This is a genomic window from Bacillus sp. BB081, assembly GCF_008368895.1.
Classification (GTDB): domain Bacteria; phylum Bacillota; class Bacilli; order Bacillales; family Bacillaceae_G; genus Bacillus_A; species Bacillus_A wiedmannii.
Map to the genome: position 1 here is coordinate 18102 of NZ_QOZX01000026.1, position 16449 is coordinate 34550.

The 16449-nt window shown below is 33.9% G+C and carries 14 protein-coding genes and 1 other annotated feature; all 14 genes read right to left on the reverse strand.

Translation table 11 applies throughout. The features are described 5' to 3' along the window. Positions 1–30 precede the first annotated feature (30 nt). Entirely contained in the window at positions 31–1839 is a 1809-nt protein-coding gene (gene asbA, locus DN394_RS14190; RefSeq protein ID WP_097916107.1) for a petrobactin biosynthesis protein AsbA, read from the reverse strand. A 298-nt stretch (positions 1840–2137) separates the two neighbouring features. Then, entirely contained in the window at positions 2138–2659 is a 522-nt protein-coding gene (locus tag DN394_RS14195; protein WP_098704891.1) for a GNAT family N-acetyltransferase, read from the reverse strand. Between the two features lie 96 nt (positions 2660–2755). Further along, positions 2756–3436: an MgtC/SapB family protein gene (locus DN394_RS14200; RefSeq protein WP_000119501.1), complete on the reverse strand. Its 681-nt coding sequence runs from the start codon at positions 3434–3436 to the stop codon at positions 2756–2758. Positions 3437–3595: 159 nt separating this feature from the next. Next, positions 3596–4252: a YkyA family protein gene (locus DN394_RS14205; protein ID WP_087980260.1), complete on the reverse strand. Its 657-nt coding sequence runs from the start codon at positions 4250–4252 to the stop codon at positions 3596–3598. 14 nt (positions 4253–4266) lie between these two features. Next, on the reverse strand, positions 4267–5088 hold the full coding sequence (locus tag DN394_RS14210; RefSeq protein ID WP_000409390.1) for a peptidoglycan-N-acetylglucosamine deacetylase: 822 nt from the start codon (positions 5086–5088) through the stop codon (positions 4267–4269). 100 nt (positions 5089–5188) lie between these two features. Next, positions 5189–6550, reverse strand: a complete 1362-nt coding sequence (locus DN394_RS14215) for a sensor histidine kinase (protein ID WP_097993918.1) — start codon at positions 6548–6550, stop codon at positions 5189–5191. Continuing rightward, complete coding sequence (locus tag DN394_RS14220; RefSeq protein ID WP_046954999.1) at positions 6547–7236, reverse strand: response regulator transcription factor; 690 nt, start codon at positions 7234–7236, stop codon at positions 6547–6549. The genes DN394_RS14215 and DN394_RS14220 overlap by 4 nt, the downstream gene beginning before the upstream one ends. Before the next feature lie 13 nt (positions 7237–7249). Then, complete coding sequence (locus DN394_RS14225) at positions 7250–8497, reverse strand: hypothetical protein (RefSeq protein WP_098704892.1); 1248 nt, start codon at positions 8495–8497, stop codon at positions 7250–7252. A gap of 164 nt (positions 8498–8661) precedes the next feature. After that, the gene (locus DN394_RS14235) at positions 8662–9663 is read right to left on the reverse strand and encodes an LCP family protein (protein ID WP_098704893.1); all 1002 of its coding nucleotides are present in this window, start codon (positions 9661–9663) and stop codon (positions 8662–8664) included. Positions 9664–9946: 283 nt separating this feature from the next. Further along, the gene (locus DN394_RS14240) at positions 9947–12250 is read right to left on the reverse strand and encodes a glycoside hydrolase (protein ID WP_098084212.1); all 2304 of its coding nucleotides are present in this window, start codon (positions 12248–12250) and stop codon (positions 9947–9949) included. A 214-nt stretch (positions 12251–12464) separates the two neighbouring features. After that, positions 12465–12674 (reverse strand): DUF6366 family protein, encoded by a 210-nt coding sequence (locus DN394_RS14245; protein WP_046959171.1) that lies wholly within the window; start codon positions 12672–12674, stop codon positions 12465–12467. Positions 12675–12786: 112 nt separating this feature from the next. Next, positions 12787–13680 carry a homoserine kinase gene (gene thrB / locus DN394_RS14250; protein WP_000612661.1) on the reverse strand — a complete coding sequence of 298 codons (894 nt, stop codon included), beginning with the start codon at positions 13678–13680 and terminating at the stop codon, positions 12787–12789. After that, positions 13677–14735 (reverse strand): threonine synthase, encoded by a 1059-nt coding sequence (thrC, locus tag DN394_RS14255; RefSeq protein WP_000276442.1) that lies wholly within the window; start codon positions 14733–14735, stop codon positions 13677–13679. Before thrC ends, thrB begins: the two co-directional genes overlap by 4 nt. After that, entirely contained in the window at positions 14728–16023 is a 1296-nt protein-coding gene (locus DN394_RS14260) for a homoserine dehydrogenase (RefSeq protein WP_001066909.1), read from the reverse strand. Before DN394_RS14260 ends, thrC begins: the two co-directional genes overlap by 8 nt. A gap of 151 nt (positions 16024–16174) precedes the next feature. Further along, positions 16175–16406 (reverse strand) — a binding site (T-box leader). Positions 16407–16449: the final 43 nt, after the last annotated feature.

The following is a 16449-nucleotide window of genomic DNA, read 5'->3' on the forward strand; positions in this document are numbered from 1 at the left end:
TATTTGTATTACGTGAAATTTTAACGTTATTTATGAACGGACAGCCACTTCTCTAACGAGAGGATTCTGTACCTGTACGTAAATTGCTTGTTCTAAAGGATTACTTAACTCATCGACATCGAAAAATCTCGTTAATAAATTTGCTTTACATGCCAACTTATCCTCTTCCAACAATTCTCTTAAAAAGGTCGAAGGTTCACGGTTATAAGGAAGGAACGATTCAAGTACAGATCTTAATTCCGAGAGAAGAATTTCCTCCTTAATTAATCCAGCTGTACCAAATCCATTAATGAGTCCAAACATATGATTAAAAATTAAGTAATAACGAAATCTCTCATCTACAATATAGTCGTCATATAAATTTCCAGTACGTTCTCCAATACCAGCTAACTCATTATTAAGCATCTCTTTCATTGAGTTACAGAAATAAAAACCTTGATTATCACGGAAATAATATTTGACCGGGTAACCGTCCTTTAGCTGAACAACGCTATTTTGCTGATGCGCTTCTAATGCAACACCATAATGTAAGTACATCCATACCATCGGCTTTAAAGAAATATTCATATATCGTCTAAACCACTCTAAACTTACTTCTTCACAGCTTTTACCTTCTAAATCTGCTAGTCGATGAATAATATTCGATAAACGAGTACGTTCCCCAGGTATAGCATCTTGAACTAATCCAGCAATTAAAGTAGCGTCATTTGCATGTTCACTGTAAAAAGGATTCTCTCGTATAATTACTTCAAATCCAGATTCTTTTGCCCCGTAATTTAATGTAATAAATGCTGGATCACAAATAAAATCAAAACCTGGAAACTTGTCTAACACTTCACCAATTGCTGTATTTAGCATTTCCTTTCCTTCAAGACCACTCTCTAATTCCTTCAATTTATTAATGCGCATTGAATTTGTTACTTTTACTGGAAATGAAAACTTAAGCATATACTTTGAGTCGGGATGATATAACGTCCTAAGTGATGATGTTGCCATATAACACTTACCAGTAGGACCGATATATTCAAGTACCCCTTGCTCTACCCAATCCTGGACGTAAGGTTGGTGTAATAACCATTCTGCCTGAAGCGGATGAATTGGAAGTAATGAATATTCATCTTCATTACAATACTTCGATATAAATTCCTTACTAACCATTTCATCATTACGTAATTCTTCTTTTAAAATTACTGTTGTAGAATCTAATAATAATGATTTTTCATTCACTATACTTTTATGTGCCCGAAAATAATGAAGCTGACATTCTCCTTTTAGTTCTGGAGAATACATTGCACTTTTCCATTCCAAAATACCTTGTCTACTCTTTGGAGTTGGATGAGTTAAATGTCCAAATAATAACGATTGTTCCGCTTCTATAAAGGATGTATGGACACCGTATAATGCAGATGTATCTTCTATTCTCTCTTTCGTAAATTCCTCAATATTTTGACAACTACGAATAACTCGAAGCATAAGTTCAGCAGGGTTCGTCCCTTCTCCGTAATTGATAGACATCTCTTTTATTAAGAATGTTATAACTGTAACGTAATCTGCTTTCATAACAGAATTACTATCTCCCATTTGGTAATAAAATTGTTCTCCAAACAAATGGCGATCTGTTGGTGATTTATATATAACTTCTCCATACAAAGTAATGTTTTGTGCCGATAACCGACAGCATAAATAAGTAGAGCAAGTATCTCTTTGAAATGAATGGTAGAAAATATCCTCTATCCTTTTATCCTCTGTAATCCATTCTCCACTTCCTGTTTCTCTTAAATAACAATTTAAAAAACTTTGTATTGTTGCATGTTCCGCGATTTGTTTCGCATGCTTCATACTTGCCCTCCTCTTTCTATAAACACTATCGGAATTTCATATTACAATTGATAATTGAATTTCGTTATCAATTATGATTCTAATTGATAATGATATTCAATTCAATAGTATATTTCAGAATTTTTTTATTTGTTTTAATTTTTCTTGTTTTCCCTCCTTTCTTTAATCTAGTTAAAAATACACGAAGAAAATACTCAGTTTCAAACTACATACTTACTATTTTTCATTAGTGATCTATCCAAAATGGTTAAACAAAAGAGGTATACCTTAATTGGTATACCTCTTTTAAACATAAAGTTTACATAATAATATTATTTATATCTCTCCAACAATATGCTGTTTCTTCTACCTGTAATCTCTCTAAAAATTTCGTATCAATTTTTTCAGGATTAAATTTTTCATAGAAATTTTTAGAAGGATTATTCGTAACGACCCAAACTAAAAGTGATTGCATATCATTGTTTATACATTCCGATAATAAAGCTTGAAGTAACTTTTGTCCTATTTTCATTCCTTGATACTCTTCTAAAAGGTAGATTGCATATAATTCCCCATCACAATTATATGCACCACTTCTTTCCACTCCCCCGTCAATGAATCCGATTATTGTTTCATCTGACGTCTCTGCTACAAATCTATATTGGTATGTATCTTCTTGTTGAAAAATGTTTTCCCATTGTTTTTCTCGTTGCTCATATGTTATATTTTCTAAAAATTCGTCAGCAAATATCCCTTTATACGTTGTTTTCCAGCTATCAACATGCACCTTTGCTATACCTCGTATATCATCTTTTATCGCTCTTCTAATATGTATTTCCATCATTTCTCCCCCTTGTTATTCATCATTATATCAATTTTTTTCCTTAAAAATCCAAATAAAAAAAGAGTGAATGCACTTCACTCTTTTTTATCACAATTATCTACTTTCCACTTCAACTGAAACAACACGATCAATCTCTTTCAGGGAACTATATAACTCTGTTGTATATAAATCTTCTGGAGCTAAAATAACCATTTCCAATTGCTGAAATGCTCCACCATCTATATCTTTAATTTTTACGCGTTTCACATGCATACCTAAATTTTTAATTTGCTTAAATATACCATCTAACTCATGATGCTCTTTTACAGTAATTTTTATAGATAAATCTTTTTGTCTTAATGAATACGGACCTGCAATTTTCACAAGTTGTGGAAGTACGTTAATTGCTAAAATAATTAAAATCATTGCAACCGTCGCTTGTAAATAAAAGCCTGCCCCAATTGCTATACCTAAAGCTGAAGCAGCCCACACCATAGAAGCTGTCGTTAATCCAGAAATAACATCATTACTTCTTCGTAAAATAACACCTGCCCCAAGAAAACCAATCCCACTCACAATTTGAGCAGCTAGACGCATTGGATCCATATTTGTATGCCCTGGAACAGAATATACATGTACGGCTTCAATTGAAACCATCGTAATTAAACAACTTGCTACAGAAATAACCATACTTGTTTTCACACCAAGCGGTTTATTCTTTAGCTGCCTATCTATCCCGATGAATAATCCTAAAAAGAGTGCTAAACCTAATTTGAGTAAAAATTCATATGACATATTTCCATTCTCCTTACTTTACAATGTTTCCTTTGGAATAATTCACTATAACTCTTTTATGATATCAATTCCAGTCTTTTCTATTCATTTAACGTAAAAAGCCGAAAAAACATTTGTAACGATGTTTCTCCGGCTTTTTATTATGCTTAAGATTCTTCTTTATTTCTGATCTTTAATCTTAATTTCTGCATCTTTGTAGAATGCTAATTTACTGTCATTATACTCTTTTGTAAAATTGTTAAATTGCTCTTTTGATTTTTGTGCTTCCACAGTTAATTCATTAACAGCCTTAACTTTTTCACCAATCTCTTTTAATTTCGTTTCTTTTACTTTTAATTTTTCATACAGTTCTTTTTCAGTCGCTAACGCCTTCGTATAATTTTCATTCATTTTTTGGAATGCATCATAACGTTTTTTATACGACTCTTCTACTGCTTTCGCTTGTTTTTGTAACTTCTTATCTTCAAGCTTCTCTATATTTCCTTGAACAGATTTTGTTTCTTTCTGAGCTTTTTCTAGCATCTCTTTCTCAGTTTTTAATACTTTTTCACGGTCATCTACATTCGCAGTAGCTTGCTCTATCTTCTTCATAACAGCGTCATTATGATCTTTACCTTCTTGTAAAATTTGAGAATATAGTTCTTGACCTTCATTCTCTAATTTCTCTAACTTCTTCGCTTCATCAACTAATGATTTTTCTTGTGTCGCTGCTGTTTCAAAAGCTGTATATAGATTTTCTTCTGGTTTTTCACCGAAACAACCTGTTAATAGTCCTACTGATAGTGCTCCAACTACTGCTACTTTTCCATACTTCAACGTTCATTCCTCCATTACATACGGTTATCATGCCAGAAATTCACTGGGAAGTGACTCTCTTCATGATAAGCTTCAAACTCATAACCCTTTTCTTTTAACCCTTTTAAAATTGCTGGCACAGCAGCAACTGATTGTGGGTGAATGTCATGCATTAAAATAACTTCCTGTGGTTTTGTTGCATGTGTTATTACGTTTTGAGCAATTTGTGCTGCCGCTGCATCAACTTGCATTTTGTTATATTTCCAATCTAATGAATCAATTGTCCAATCCCATACTTTAAAACCGCCCTCTACCACTTTATTTCGAAGACCTTCATTTAATCCAGGCATCGAACCGTATGGTGGACGTGTTAATTTAGGTGATTTTCCAATAATATTTGCGATTAAGCTTTGATCTTCTTTCATTTCATTTACATACTCGCCATTTTTATATAACTTTGCAAAATTATGTGTCATACTATGCATACCTACATAATGACCCTCTGCATTTTCACGTTTCACTAAATCCGGAAATTCTTTTACATTCGCTCCAATTAAAAAGAACGTCGCCTTCGCATCATGCTGTTTTAACATATTTAACAATTCAGCCGTATATTTCCCTGGGCCATCATCAAATGTAAGATAAGCAACTTTTCTTTCTTTTCCATTAAAACGACTTGGTGCCGTTTTATTCATTTCTACTTTCGGTTGTTCACTTGCAAGCTGTACTACATTTTCTTGTTTTGCAACAGCCTTTGCTGGTGAAGTAATGGATTGAAACATGAAATACCCAATAGCTACTGCTGCAATCGCTATTAAAACGACTACTACTCGTTTAATTTTAAAAGCTTTTTCCATTCTATCGAATTCCTCTCCCTATTAATCTTATATATAAATCACCCAATATAATTATACATCTATTTATTTTATTACACTATATAAACAGACTTTATATGTATTATAATGGGAGTTTTATTAAAATGGTTGTTCCTATTCCTTCTTTACTTATAATACTAAGTGTACCTCCATGAAGCTCCACCATTTTTTTAACGATAGCTAAACCGAGACCAGCACCTGTAGCATGGTTATTAATCTGGTAAAATGACTGTTCTATATATGGTAAATGCTCTTTAGCAATTCCAATCCCTTCGTCTTTCACCTTGATCACTGCTTGTCCTTCATTGTTAGTCGCTTCAATGTGTATTGTACCTTTATCATGTGAATATTTAATAGCATTTTGAACAATATTCAAGAAAATTTGCTTTAGCCTATTTCGATCTCCCATCAATTCAATTCCTTCTATCGTATCAATAAATTGAATTTCTTTCTCTTCAGCGTTAGGAGTTAATTGCCAAATCGTCTCCTCTAGTATATCGTATATTTGCACCTTTTGTTTATATAAATTGAAATGATTTGATTGTAATCTTGAAAAATCTAGCAATTCTTCTACTAAATGAATCAATCGGTCTGTCTCACCTGATATAATTCCCATACCTTGCTTTATCTCTTCTTCTGTTAAATGATCTACCGTTTTTAACGTCTCACTCCAACCTTTAATTCCAGTTAAAGGCGTTCGTATTTCATGAGAAATAGAAGCAATGAATTCATTTTTCATCTGTTCCGCTTTTTCTATTTTATTAGACATATGATTTAAACTATGTGCCAACTCACCTAATTCACCTGGATAATCCTCTTTAATTTTCTTCTTTAATGTACCTTCTGCAATTTGTGAAGAAGCATGAATAATAGATTCGATAGGTTTAACAAACGAATTCGCTAATCGTCTACTGATTAAGAATACGATACCAGAAATGACAATTCCAACTGAAATAGTAAACATAATAATTTCAATAATCTTTGCATTTACATTCGTTAAAACAGTTGTATATTTCAAAGCACCGATCGTTTGTCCTTGATGAATAAGTGGACTAATCACTTCCAATTGTTTCACATTGTCTTTCGTAGCAGTCACTTGATGATACATTTCTCCTTCTAGTAACGAATATGGAATAACTACTTTACCTTCTACCTTTTGTCCACTTGACGATTGTATAATCGTACCATGCCGATCAATTAATTGTAATTCGGTTCCTTCTAACTGAAAGCTCTCAATTATATCCCCGCTGTATTCTTGCAATCGAATAAAGTATAGTGAATTGTATTCAGAGAAAAATCGCGTACTTGTCTTCGCATGAGATTCTATATATTGCACAATACCATTATAATAATATCGATAAATTGAGACTGAAAATACGACTTCAAATAATACAAGCATAAGTATAATGACCGTCATAAAATATAAAGTCACTTTTCTTTTCATCTTATACTTTCCTTCCACACATATCCTTTTCCCCACACAGTAAGAATAAATTCAGGTTCTGATGGATTACATTCTATTTTTTGGCGTAACCGCCTCATATTTACATCTACTACTTTCGTCTCACCTACATAATTCGTTCCCCAAATCATATTTAAAATTTCATCACGTGAAACCGGCTTTGAAGCCTGATTCATCAAATACTGTAATATCATATACTCTGTAGGGGTTAAATCGACTAATTGTCCACCTTTATATAGTCTTTCCTCTATTACATTTAACGAAAATGGGCCAGATATGATGATATTCGCTTTTTCATGATGTACTTCTATTCTCCTTAGTAACGATTGTATACGTGCAGTTAATTCCACTGGACTAAACGGCTTTGCGATATAATCATCTGCACCAATTCCTAGTCCTTGTACTTTATCTTCATTTTGTACGCGTGCGGTTAACATAATAATACCTATTTTTTTATTTTCTTCCCGGATGGATTTACAAACTTGAAAACCATCAATTCCTGGTAACATTACATCAAGTAATGCTACATCAACAGTATGTTCACATAAAATCTGTAACGCCTCTTCTCCCGTACTAGCTTCTAACACATAAAATCCAGCACGTTTCAAATTCAAGACGATAAAACTACGAATAGGCATTTCATCTTCTAAAACTAAAATTGTTGGCATAATTTCCACCTCCCTACTCTTGTTGATAATCGGCTAGCGGTTTTACATATGCTTTCACTTTTTCAAAATGTGGTTGTTTCGGTACGGCATATACGTGAGAAGCCGTTTTGACTGCTGCCTCGTATCCTTTTATTTTGAACCATTCTTTCCGTTTAAATATATGAACTTCAAGCCATAGTTCATTTGTCGTAGTATCTATAAATTTTTGAATATCTGATGCTTCTTGCTGAACTGGAACAGTTATTTTTCCAATTAACGCTTGCGGGATTTTGACAAAATAACCTTTCTCTATATTTATATATCTTTCTTCTATCGGTTTAATTTCATCTTCACTCCACTGAATATAACGTTCAAACATCGTACTCTCTCCGTATGATACTTCTTCCCAACCTTTTGGACGCACTGTACGAACAAATTCAATAATGCCGTCTTCATTTATATCTTTGCTTTCGACTACATAATCATTGAATAAATCTTCTTTCCCATCTATAGGTAGTGGCTCATAATGGCCCTTATCAAATTTTGCTACATATGTTATCCCTGAATGAGCACCAACACCTGCGTCAATTACAACCGCCTTTAGTGATTCAGAAATGCGGCCCATTTGTATTCTTTGAATACTATTTATAAATGGATCGAATGACGCTTCAGATAAAGTCTTAAATTGTTCCATGAACTCAACTGTCAATTTCTCATCTTTTTCATACGTAACAAGACTTATATCTTTCAGTCCATTTTTATTTAAATCCTCTATGAATAACTTCGTATAACTTCGATTATATATTTCCTTCATATCTTCATTTTCTTCCGAAAAAACATACATAACATGTTCTAACGATTCACGACTTACAGAAATTCCGATTAATAACTCTCGCTTCCCGTTCCCTGTAAAATCACCGACTTCAACGATATCTACATCTCCACCATCAAATCTGTGCGCGGACTTTAATTTCCAGACATTCCCAACTTCTTCATAGACAGCTAAATATACGCTATGATCTTCATTCGGTAATTTATAAAATAAGATGGCTTCTTTCTTATTATCTTGTTTAAAATCCATTGACCAAATCATCTGTTTATCTTTATTAGACATTGGAGTAAGCAATCGATAATTAACAGGCAAATCTTTATCTATTTGCTCTTTTATTTCATTAATCCATTTCTCATTGGCAGGAGCACCCATTAAACTTGTTGGAGCTTCAGACATTTTACATCCAGTCAACATAAAAATGATTCCCATAATGCCTATCCATTTCTGCATATGATATCTTTCCTTATTACAGATTTTTATTATTTTTCTTTACTTTTTGCTTCTCCAATATTCTCATACATATGAGTATAGTTTTTCTAAAATAAAAAATCGTTACAGAAAAGTTACAAATCCATTCCGATAAAAAAAGATTGGCGAAAGCCAATCTTTTTTTATTATTCGTTTCGAACTGGTTTCGGTGTTACACCTAGATGATCATTTAATTTTTTCGAAATATCTTTCACATTTTTTTCATTTGGAATGTAATAATAAATACCTCCGATACGTTTATCCGTACCTTCTATTTGCATTTTTTCCATTTCTAAATTAGATCCTGCCATATTTTTTGTAATCGCAAGCATATCATCGAAAGTTAAGTTCGTTTTCATATTTTTATCAACCGCATCAAGTAAAGAGCCCATTTTGCTAATTGATTGCACAGACATCGCTTTTTTTGCAATTGCTTCTATTACAAGTTGTTGTCTTTGTCCACGCATTGCGTCACTATCAATTTTACGCGTTCTTGCAAGTGCAAGTGCTTGTTCTCCATTTAAATGTTGGAAGCCTTTTTCTAAATGAATCATACCCGCTTGGTCTTTACTATCTTGCTCTGTGAAAGTAACAGGTACAACAATATCAATACCACCAAGTGAATCGACAATTTGTACGAATGATTCAAAGTTAAACTTCACATAATAATCAACAGGAACATTTAAAAATCTTTCCACTGTATCTCGTGTACTTTCAACACCACCAAATACGTGTGCGTGTGTAATTTTATCTAATTTCTTTCTAGATGGAATATATACACGTGAATCACGCGGAATACTTACTAATTTAACTGATTTATCATCTTTATTAATTGTTGCTAATAAAAGTGCATCTGTGCGAACAGCTTCACCATATTGACTTTTTCGCATTTCACTACCATCTACACCCATAATTAAAATAGAGATGTTATCCTTTAAAGGCTCAACTTCTTTATCACGTTTTGATGATTTATCAATTTGTGCATACGCATCACTTACAACAGCTTTTGCTTTATTATATATTAATGATCCATATCCTACTCCTCCAAAAATAAGTAGGAAAAATGGAATTAAAATGAACCATTTTATTGACCTTCTTTTAGAACGTTTTTTATTGCTTCTCGTATTTTGTTCTAATTCAGAGCTCATCTTCATTCGCCTCTCTTTCTCTTTCCCTAGTATAATGTATGTCTAGTATTCTTCATATTGAATTTCCTTTCAAACACCTTACATTTTTGTAAGGTTACATGATGAATCCAATATGTATTCCATTTCACATTATACTCTCGTGCTTATTTTTGGCAAGTCACTATTTTCCAACTTCAAATATTTAACACTTCGCAACATTCGAAATTATAGATTTATAAATTTATTCGTTTCGAATCCTTCAATTTTCACCTGAAAAATTAGTAATGCAACAATACATTTCATATTATCTCTCAAGCGGTGTATACATTGTTTTCTTCCCATGATTATTAATGAAAGCGGATTTTGCTTTTAATTTCGTCTTTTCTATTTCTATCTCTTCATTCGAGAAATTCACAATAATTTTAATATCTTTTCCATAAGAAGCAGATTGAACTAATTTATCTTCTGACAAATATACAAAGTTCGTCATTTCTTCTTCTACTGCCTTTTCATGAACGTCATTCCAAACTTTCAGGTGCTGCGTAATTTCTTGTTTATGCTTATTCCACTCTACTTCATCTAAATGGTACAACGGAGGAACATTATACAATAATTCGTATAGCATACGGTTCCCTACCTCATCTTTTACTTTCAAACTTCCCCATTCCCAGTGGTGCGTTGTAATTACAGAATCATTGTATACTAATTTATATAACGGTACCGAATATACTGGATTTAAATATACTTGTTTATATTCTTCTTTTAACGGTACTTGTTTTGCATATTTTTCTGGAACATTTTGATTCGGTGACCAATATCCGCCCACATAATACGGACTTGTTTTATTTTTCCTCATATCTTCATCGTCCCATTTAATAACCGGCGTTTCAATACCGTGAGCAAATGTAATCGTACTACTTGCAAAGTCATTTCCGCCTTCTGAGCCAACTACCATACCTTTTTCTTGCGCAATATAATCCATTCGTTGCAATCTTGCTTTTAAATCTTGTTCTTGTGTCGTTATATGTTTGGCTGAATAGTCATCATAAATTTCACCTGTTGCATCACAATCAATAAACCATGAATTATATTTAGGTCCATTTTTTAATATCTCGTTCATTCGCTCTTTTACACTAGGAAGAGATAAAGTTGGATTTAACTTTCGCCCTCTACCTAAAAATCCTTGCGCTTTTTCTCCATTTTTCTTCGTCACAGTTGCCTCTTCATATAACGATGGATCCTGAAAAGAAGCTGTATTCCAATTTTTATCAGCTTTTTCGTGAATAGAATGATAAGAATCATACGGACCAACCAAATATCCCATTTTCTTAGCTTCTGTCACGAAATCAGGCTGCATATACCCTTGTTCCCAGTTCGGTAACCCAATCCACGCTTTGTCTATTCCTGATTCTTTCATTTCCTTTATAATATCCGTTCCATCTGCCTTACCCCATTTACTTACTTCTTCAATCGCATCACCGAGCGCCGACTTTAATACATGCTTATTTAAGTTATATAACTCCATCTTCGATAAGTGATCTACCCCTTTGTTTAATAACTCACTAGCGTTCTGATCAACCTTTTGAAAAATATCATCTTTATACAATTCCTTCATTGATAATACTTCATTTACATAACGCAAAATAACATTTTTTTGGTACTTATCAATGAAATCTTGTTTACTTACTTGCTCAAACACACTCAGTTCTCCAGGCTCCGAACTATTCTTTTGAATAAGCCCTTTTATATGACTAAATACAGGACTATTTATTTGCTCTCTTATTTTAGGCCAATTTACGTTACTGTCAGACAAACCATTTTGATTCCAAAAATAAAAATGAGCAGCACCATAAAGTTTTTCAATCTCTTTATTTTTTCTAGCCTTTTCTTGTAATGTTTTAAATTCACCTTTTCGAGCAATATTATCCTTATACAGTTTAGCAATACTGACTGCATCATTATTTGTCACATATAATTGAAATCCATATGCTTTATTTTTATTTATACTCGGGAATTCATGTATAAAATCAAATCCTATTTTCGGATCCGAATGAAATTTCAATTCATTATTAAACATATTGTTCGCAATAAATACAATTGAATATTTCGAACCATTTAACGCAAAAAACTTCATAGAAAATGATTCAGCAAATGAATATGCATCATCCTTTAAAAACTTCTTCCAATTTTCATCATTACTCGGAATTTGCTTACCTTCCCATAACGGAAGTGTATAATTTTCAGCTTGTACTTTCGGCCACGTAAAGCTTTCTGCACCAGTCGATTCCACTTCAATATTTAAGTGATCTTTTTTCTTTTCTAGATTCACTTTTACTTTTTGATCTGGATATTCCCAAGATGTGCGATCCTTGTCTTTTTTTACATTCGACACCTTCATTTTCGGTAACGGCTGTGACGCCTGTTCCTTTACACCATCATGTTCTACAGTTAACATGAAAGTCTCTGGATTTACATCGTAAGTAAACTCTTTATACGTCGCTTTCTTTACTTTAGACCCTTGTACAGCCTTGTTACCTTTTACATCACACCCGACTAAAGTCGAAAATGACATCGTTGTAAGAAGACATATTGCTATCATTTTTTTCATCTTCTGCACCTCCACCACTGAATATACAGGGGCTTTGTTACAGGAATGTGGCAAAAAAAATAGAACTAGCATAACGCTAGCTCTATTTTGAGTATTATAAATAAGTATGTATGAACAACTATAATCTGCTTAAAGTATATGTAGTACAATAACCGTGTTTTTTCATCCCCACTAAATATAAAAGCAAATAATTCGAAGCTTTAACACTTATTTTTTAACTAAAAAAATAAGTGTATATAATATACCCTAAAACTAGCACTAAAATTACTAGCGCTGTACCTTTCCAATTCATACCACCCGTCATATCCACTGGACTACCTGATTCAGCTCTGTTGAATCCATCATGTAAAGAACCGGTAGGATTATTTTTCAATTCACTTTGCCTTATACGTTCCCTGTTTTCTTCTGGTGACTCTTTTTTCATACGATCACCTCCAAATGAATACACGCTTTACTAAATTATACATTATTACTTTTCTTTTATATGCCAACTGAAAAGATATTTACAACAAAAAAAGCTAGCAATGCTAGCTTTTTTATAGTTCTATATGTTCTTCTTTATTTACAGTAATTCCTCTATGATCGATTTCTAGCTCACACACTTTCATAGACGTAAATACTCTCGCTAATTGCTCAGCAATTTCTTGACGTTTATCATATGGCGTCAATATAAAAATGGATGGACCTGCACCACTAAGCGCTGTGCCGTATGCGCCAAACTCTTTTGCACATTTACGAATTGATGGTAATAGCGGTACGAGTTCTAAACGATACGGCTCGTGAAAATGATCTCTTTCCATCATTTCACCTACAACTTCCCACTTCTTTTGACAAAACGCAGCTACTAATACGTTGCTGATTGCACTAGCCTTAACTGCTTCATGAAATGGAAACACATCTGGTAATACAGATCGGCTTTCCTCTGTATTTAACTCTTCATTTGGAATAAGAGAAATTACACCTAATTCCTTACTTTCAATTCTTACAACCGAAACATTCTTTCCATCAAGTGCTCCGATTACAGTTCCTCCTAATATAGAAGCAGCAACATTATCTGGATGTCCTTCAAAATTTGTAGCAATTTGAACTTTTTGATCAGTTGTTAAGTTCAAATTGCCAAGTTGATTCGCAAGCTCTATCCCTGCTACAATGGCTGATGCACTACTTCCTAGTCCTCTTGTAAGCGGGATATTACTAGTAACTTCTATTATATGGGGTAATAAAGAAGGACTCACTTTACATGCCGTGCTAACGATTAAATTTTTATCGTCTGTCGGAATTGACTCTTCAAAGGAATGAATTACTTGCCATTTATCAGCTTTTTCTTTTACCACCACATCTAAATATAATGACAAAGCTATTCCTACTGAATCAAATCCAGGTCCAACATTCGCTGTACTAGCAGGAACACGAATACTTAATGGTATCACGACATAATCACCCCTTTAATATGTTCTTTAATTTGTTCTATATTATTTGAAACACTTGCAATGTCTAATGTATTAGAAGAAATTGCGATATCAGGATCTTTCAAGCCGTTTCCAGTTAAAACTGCAACAACTGTCTCTCCTTTTTTAATTTTTCCAGATTGAACATGTTTAATTACACCTGCTAATGAAGCATTTGATCCCGGCTCAGCGAAAACCCCTTCCGTTTTTGCTAATAATCTATACGCATGTAAAATTTCTTCATCTGATACCATATCTATTTCACCGTGAGACTGTTCAGCAGCCTCTACTGCATATGACCAACTTGCGGGGTTACCGATACGAATCGCTGTTGCAATTGTTTCAGGTTCTTCAATGACATGTCCTTTTACAATTGCTGCTGCTCCTTCCGCTTCAAATCCGTGAATTCTTGGCTTCTTATAGCCTTTTTCTTTCTCATATTCACAGAAACCTTTCCAGTACGCTGTAATATTCCCAGCATTCCCAACAGGAATCGCTAAAACATCTGGTGCACTTTGCAACTGGTCACAAATTTCAAACGCTGCTGTTTTTTGCCCTTCAATTCGATAAGGATTTACTGAATTCACCAATGTAATCGGCTCTTCCGCAGCAATATTTCTTACAGCCTTAAGTGCATCATCAAAATTTCCTTCTATTGAAATGATTTCAGCTCCATAGGCGACTGCTTGCGCTAATTTTCCATGCGCAATCTTTCCTTCCGGTATTACGATAATACATTTCATTCCAAGGCGTGCCGCGTATGCTGCGGCCGATGCCGAAGTATTACCTGTTGATGCACAAATAATTGCCTCCGAACCTTCTTCTTTCGCCTTCGCAACAGCCATTACCATACCACGATCTTTAAAAGAACCTGTCGGATTCGCTCCTTCATACTTACCGTATAACTGAATTCCTAATTGTTTTGATATATTTAATAACGGAATAAGCGGTGTATTTCCTTCCATTAAGCTGACATCAGGTGTATTTTCATTCACCGGTAAATAAGAAGCATACTGTTTTAATAATCCTTTATACATATTGTTTTTCCTCCTCAATAATGTAATAACTGTTTATTTCACTTGCGACATTTTCTATCGCTCCTAGTACTCGTTCAAATTGATACTTTGAAGTTTGATGTGTCACAACAACGACTTCTGCAAGTTCACGATTTAAAGGTAATTGAATAACTTCTTTTAAACTTACAGAATAATTAACGAAACATTCTGTTATTTTTTGTAACATCCCAGGTTCATCTCGTAATGAAATACGTAAGAAATATTTCGAAACGACTTCTTCATCTCCTTGTAATTCATACGGTTCTGGTTCTTTTAACGCACTTTTATTTTTCGGAACTTGATTCATACTTTTAACGATTGAAATAATATCACTTACTACAGCAGAACCAGTCGGTAACTTCCCAGCTCCAGGGCCGTAAAACATTACTTCTCCTACCGCTTGACCGTGAACATATACTGCATTAAATTCATTATTTACATTCGATAATGGATGATGGCTTGGTAAAAGTGTCGGTTCTACACTTAAATGAATGGCTGACCCTTGTTTCTCTGCTTTACCAATTAATTTCATAGTAAATCCTAACTTTTCAGCCATTTGTAAATCTTCTTTTTCGACCTTTCGAATCCCTCTTACTTGCACATCATCTAAAGAAACATTCATCGAAAAACCTAAGTTTGCAAGAATGGCTACCTTTCTCGCCGCATCTAACCCATCTACATCCGCTGTTGGATCCGATTCTGCGAAACCTAATTTTTGTGCTTCCTGTAAAGCCTCTTCATACGACCATCCTTTTTGACTCATCTTTGTTAACATATAATTTGTTGTGCCATTTACAATTCCCATTATTTTTTCAATTTGATCTGAAGCTAATCCGTCTGTTAATCCTCTTAACACCGGAATACCGCCCGCTACACTTGCTTCATAACATAGATCACAATCATTTTCGTTCGCCAGGTGGAGAAGTTCCGCACCGTATACAGCCATTAAATCTTTATTTGCTGTTACGACATGTTTTTTATTTCGTAAAGCCTTAACAATATGTTGCTTTGCTTCTTCAATTCCGCCCATTACCTCTACTACAATATCAATATTTGGATCATTTAGAACTTCATCGACATGACTTGTTACTACGATTCCATCAATGCAAACATCACGTTCTTTTTCTAAGTCACGTACAACGACTGTCTTTACCTTCACTTCATACCCTGTATCAAGTGCAATTTTTTTATAATGTTCTTTCAAAATATGGACAACACCACTTCCGACCGTACCTAATCCTAACACCCCAACATTAATAACGTTATTCATCTTCTAATCTCCTCCTACAATTTTATTATTTATCTCTATCAATCACCTTGCTCTGCTTTTTAATCATGCAGGTGGTGGTTATTTCCGTACGTACAAATCGTTTCATTTTACTGCACCTCCTTTCAAAGTAAAAAAACACACTCATCCCTAGGAAAGGGACGAATGTGTTTTCGTGGTTCCACCCTTGTTCCAATCCAGACTTATTTCCTTCTAGATTGCTCAAGTTCAGATAACGGCTGATTCCGTCAATAATTACTAGATTACTCGTTCACTATTGAAGTTCAAAGGTGGTAAAATCATTTCTCGTGTTAGGAAGCTCACACCCTTGGCTTCCCTCTCTGTAAACCGTAAAAATGATTCCGTGTCCTTATCGTTACTTTTTCGCTCATGTTTATTTGTTAATTCATTATACTCGCATAAACAACA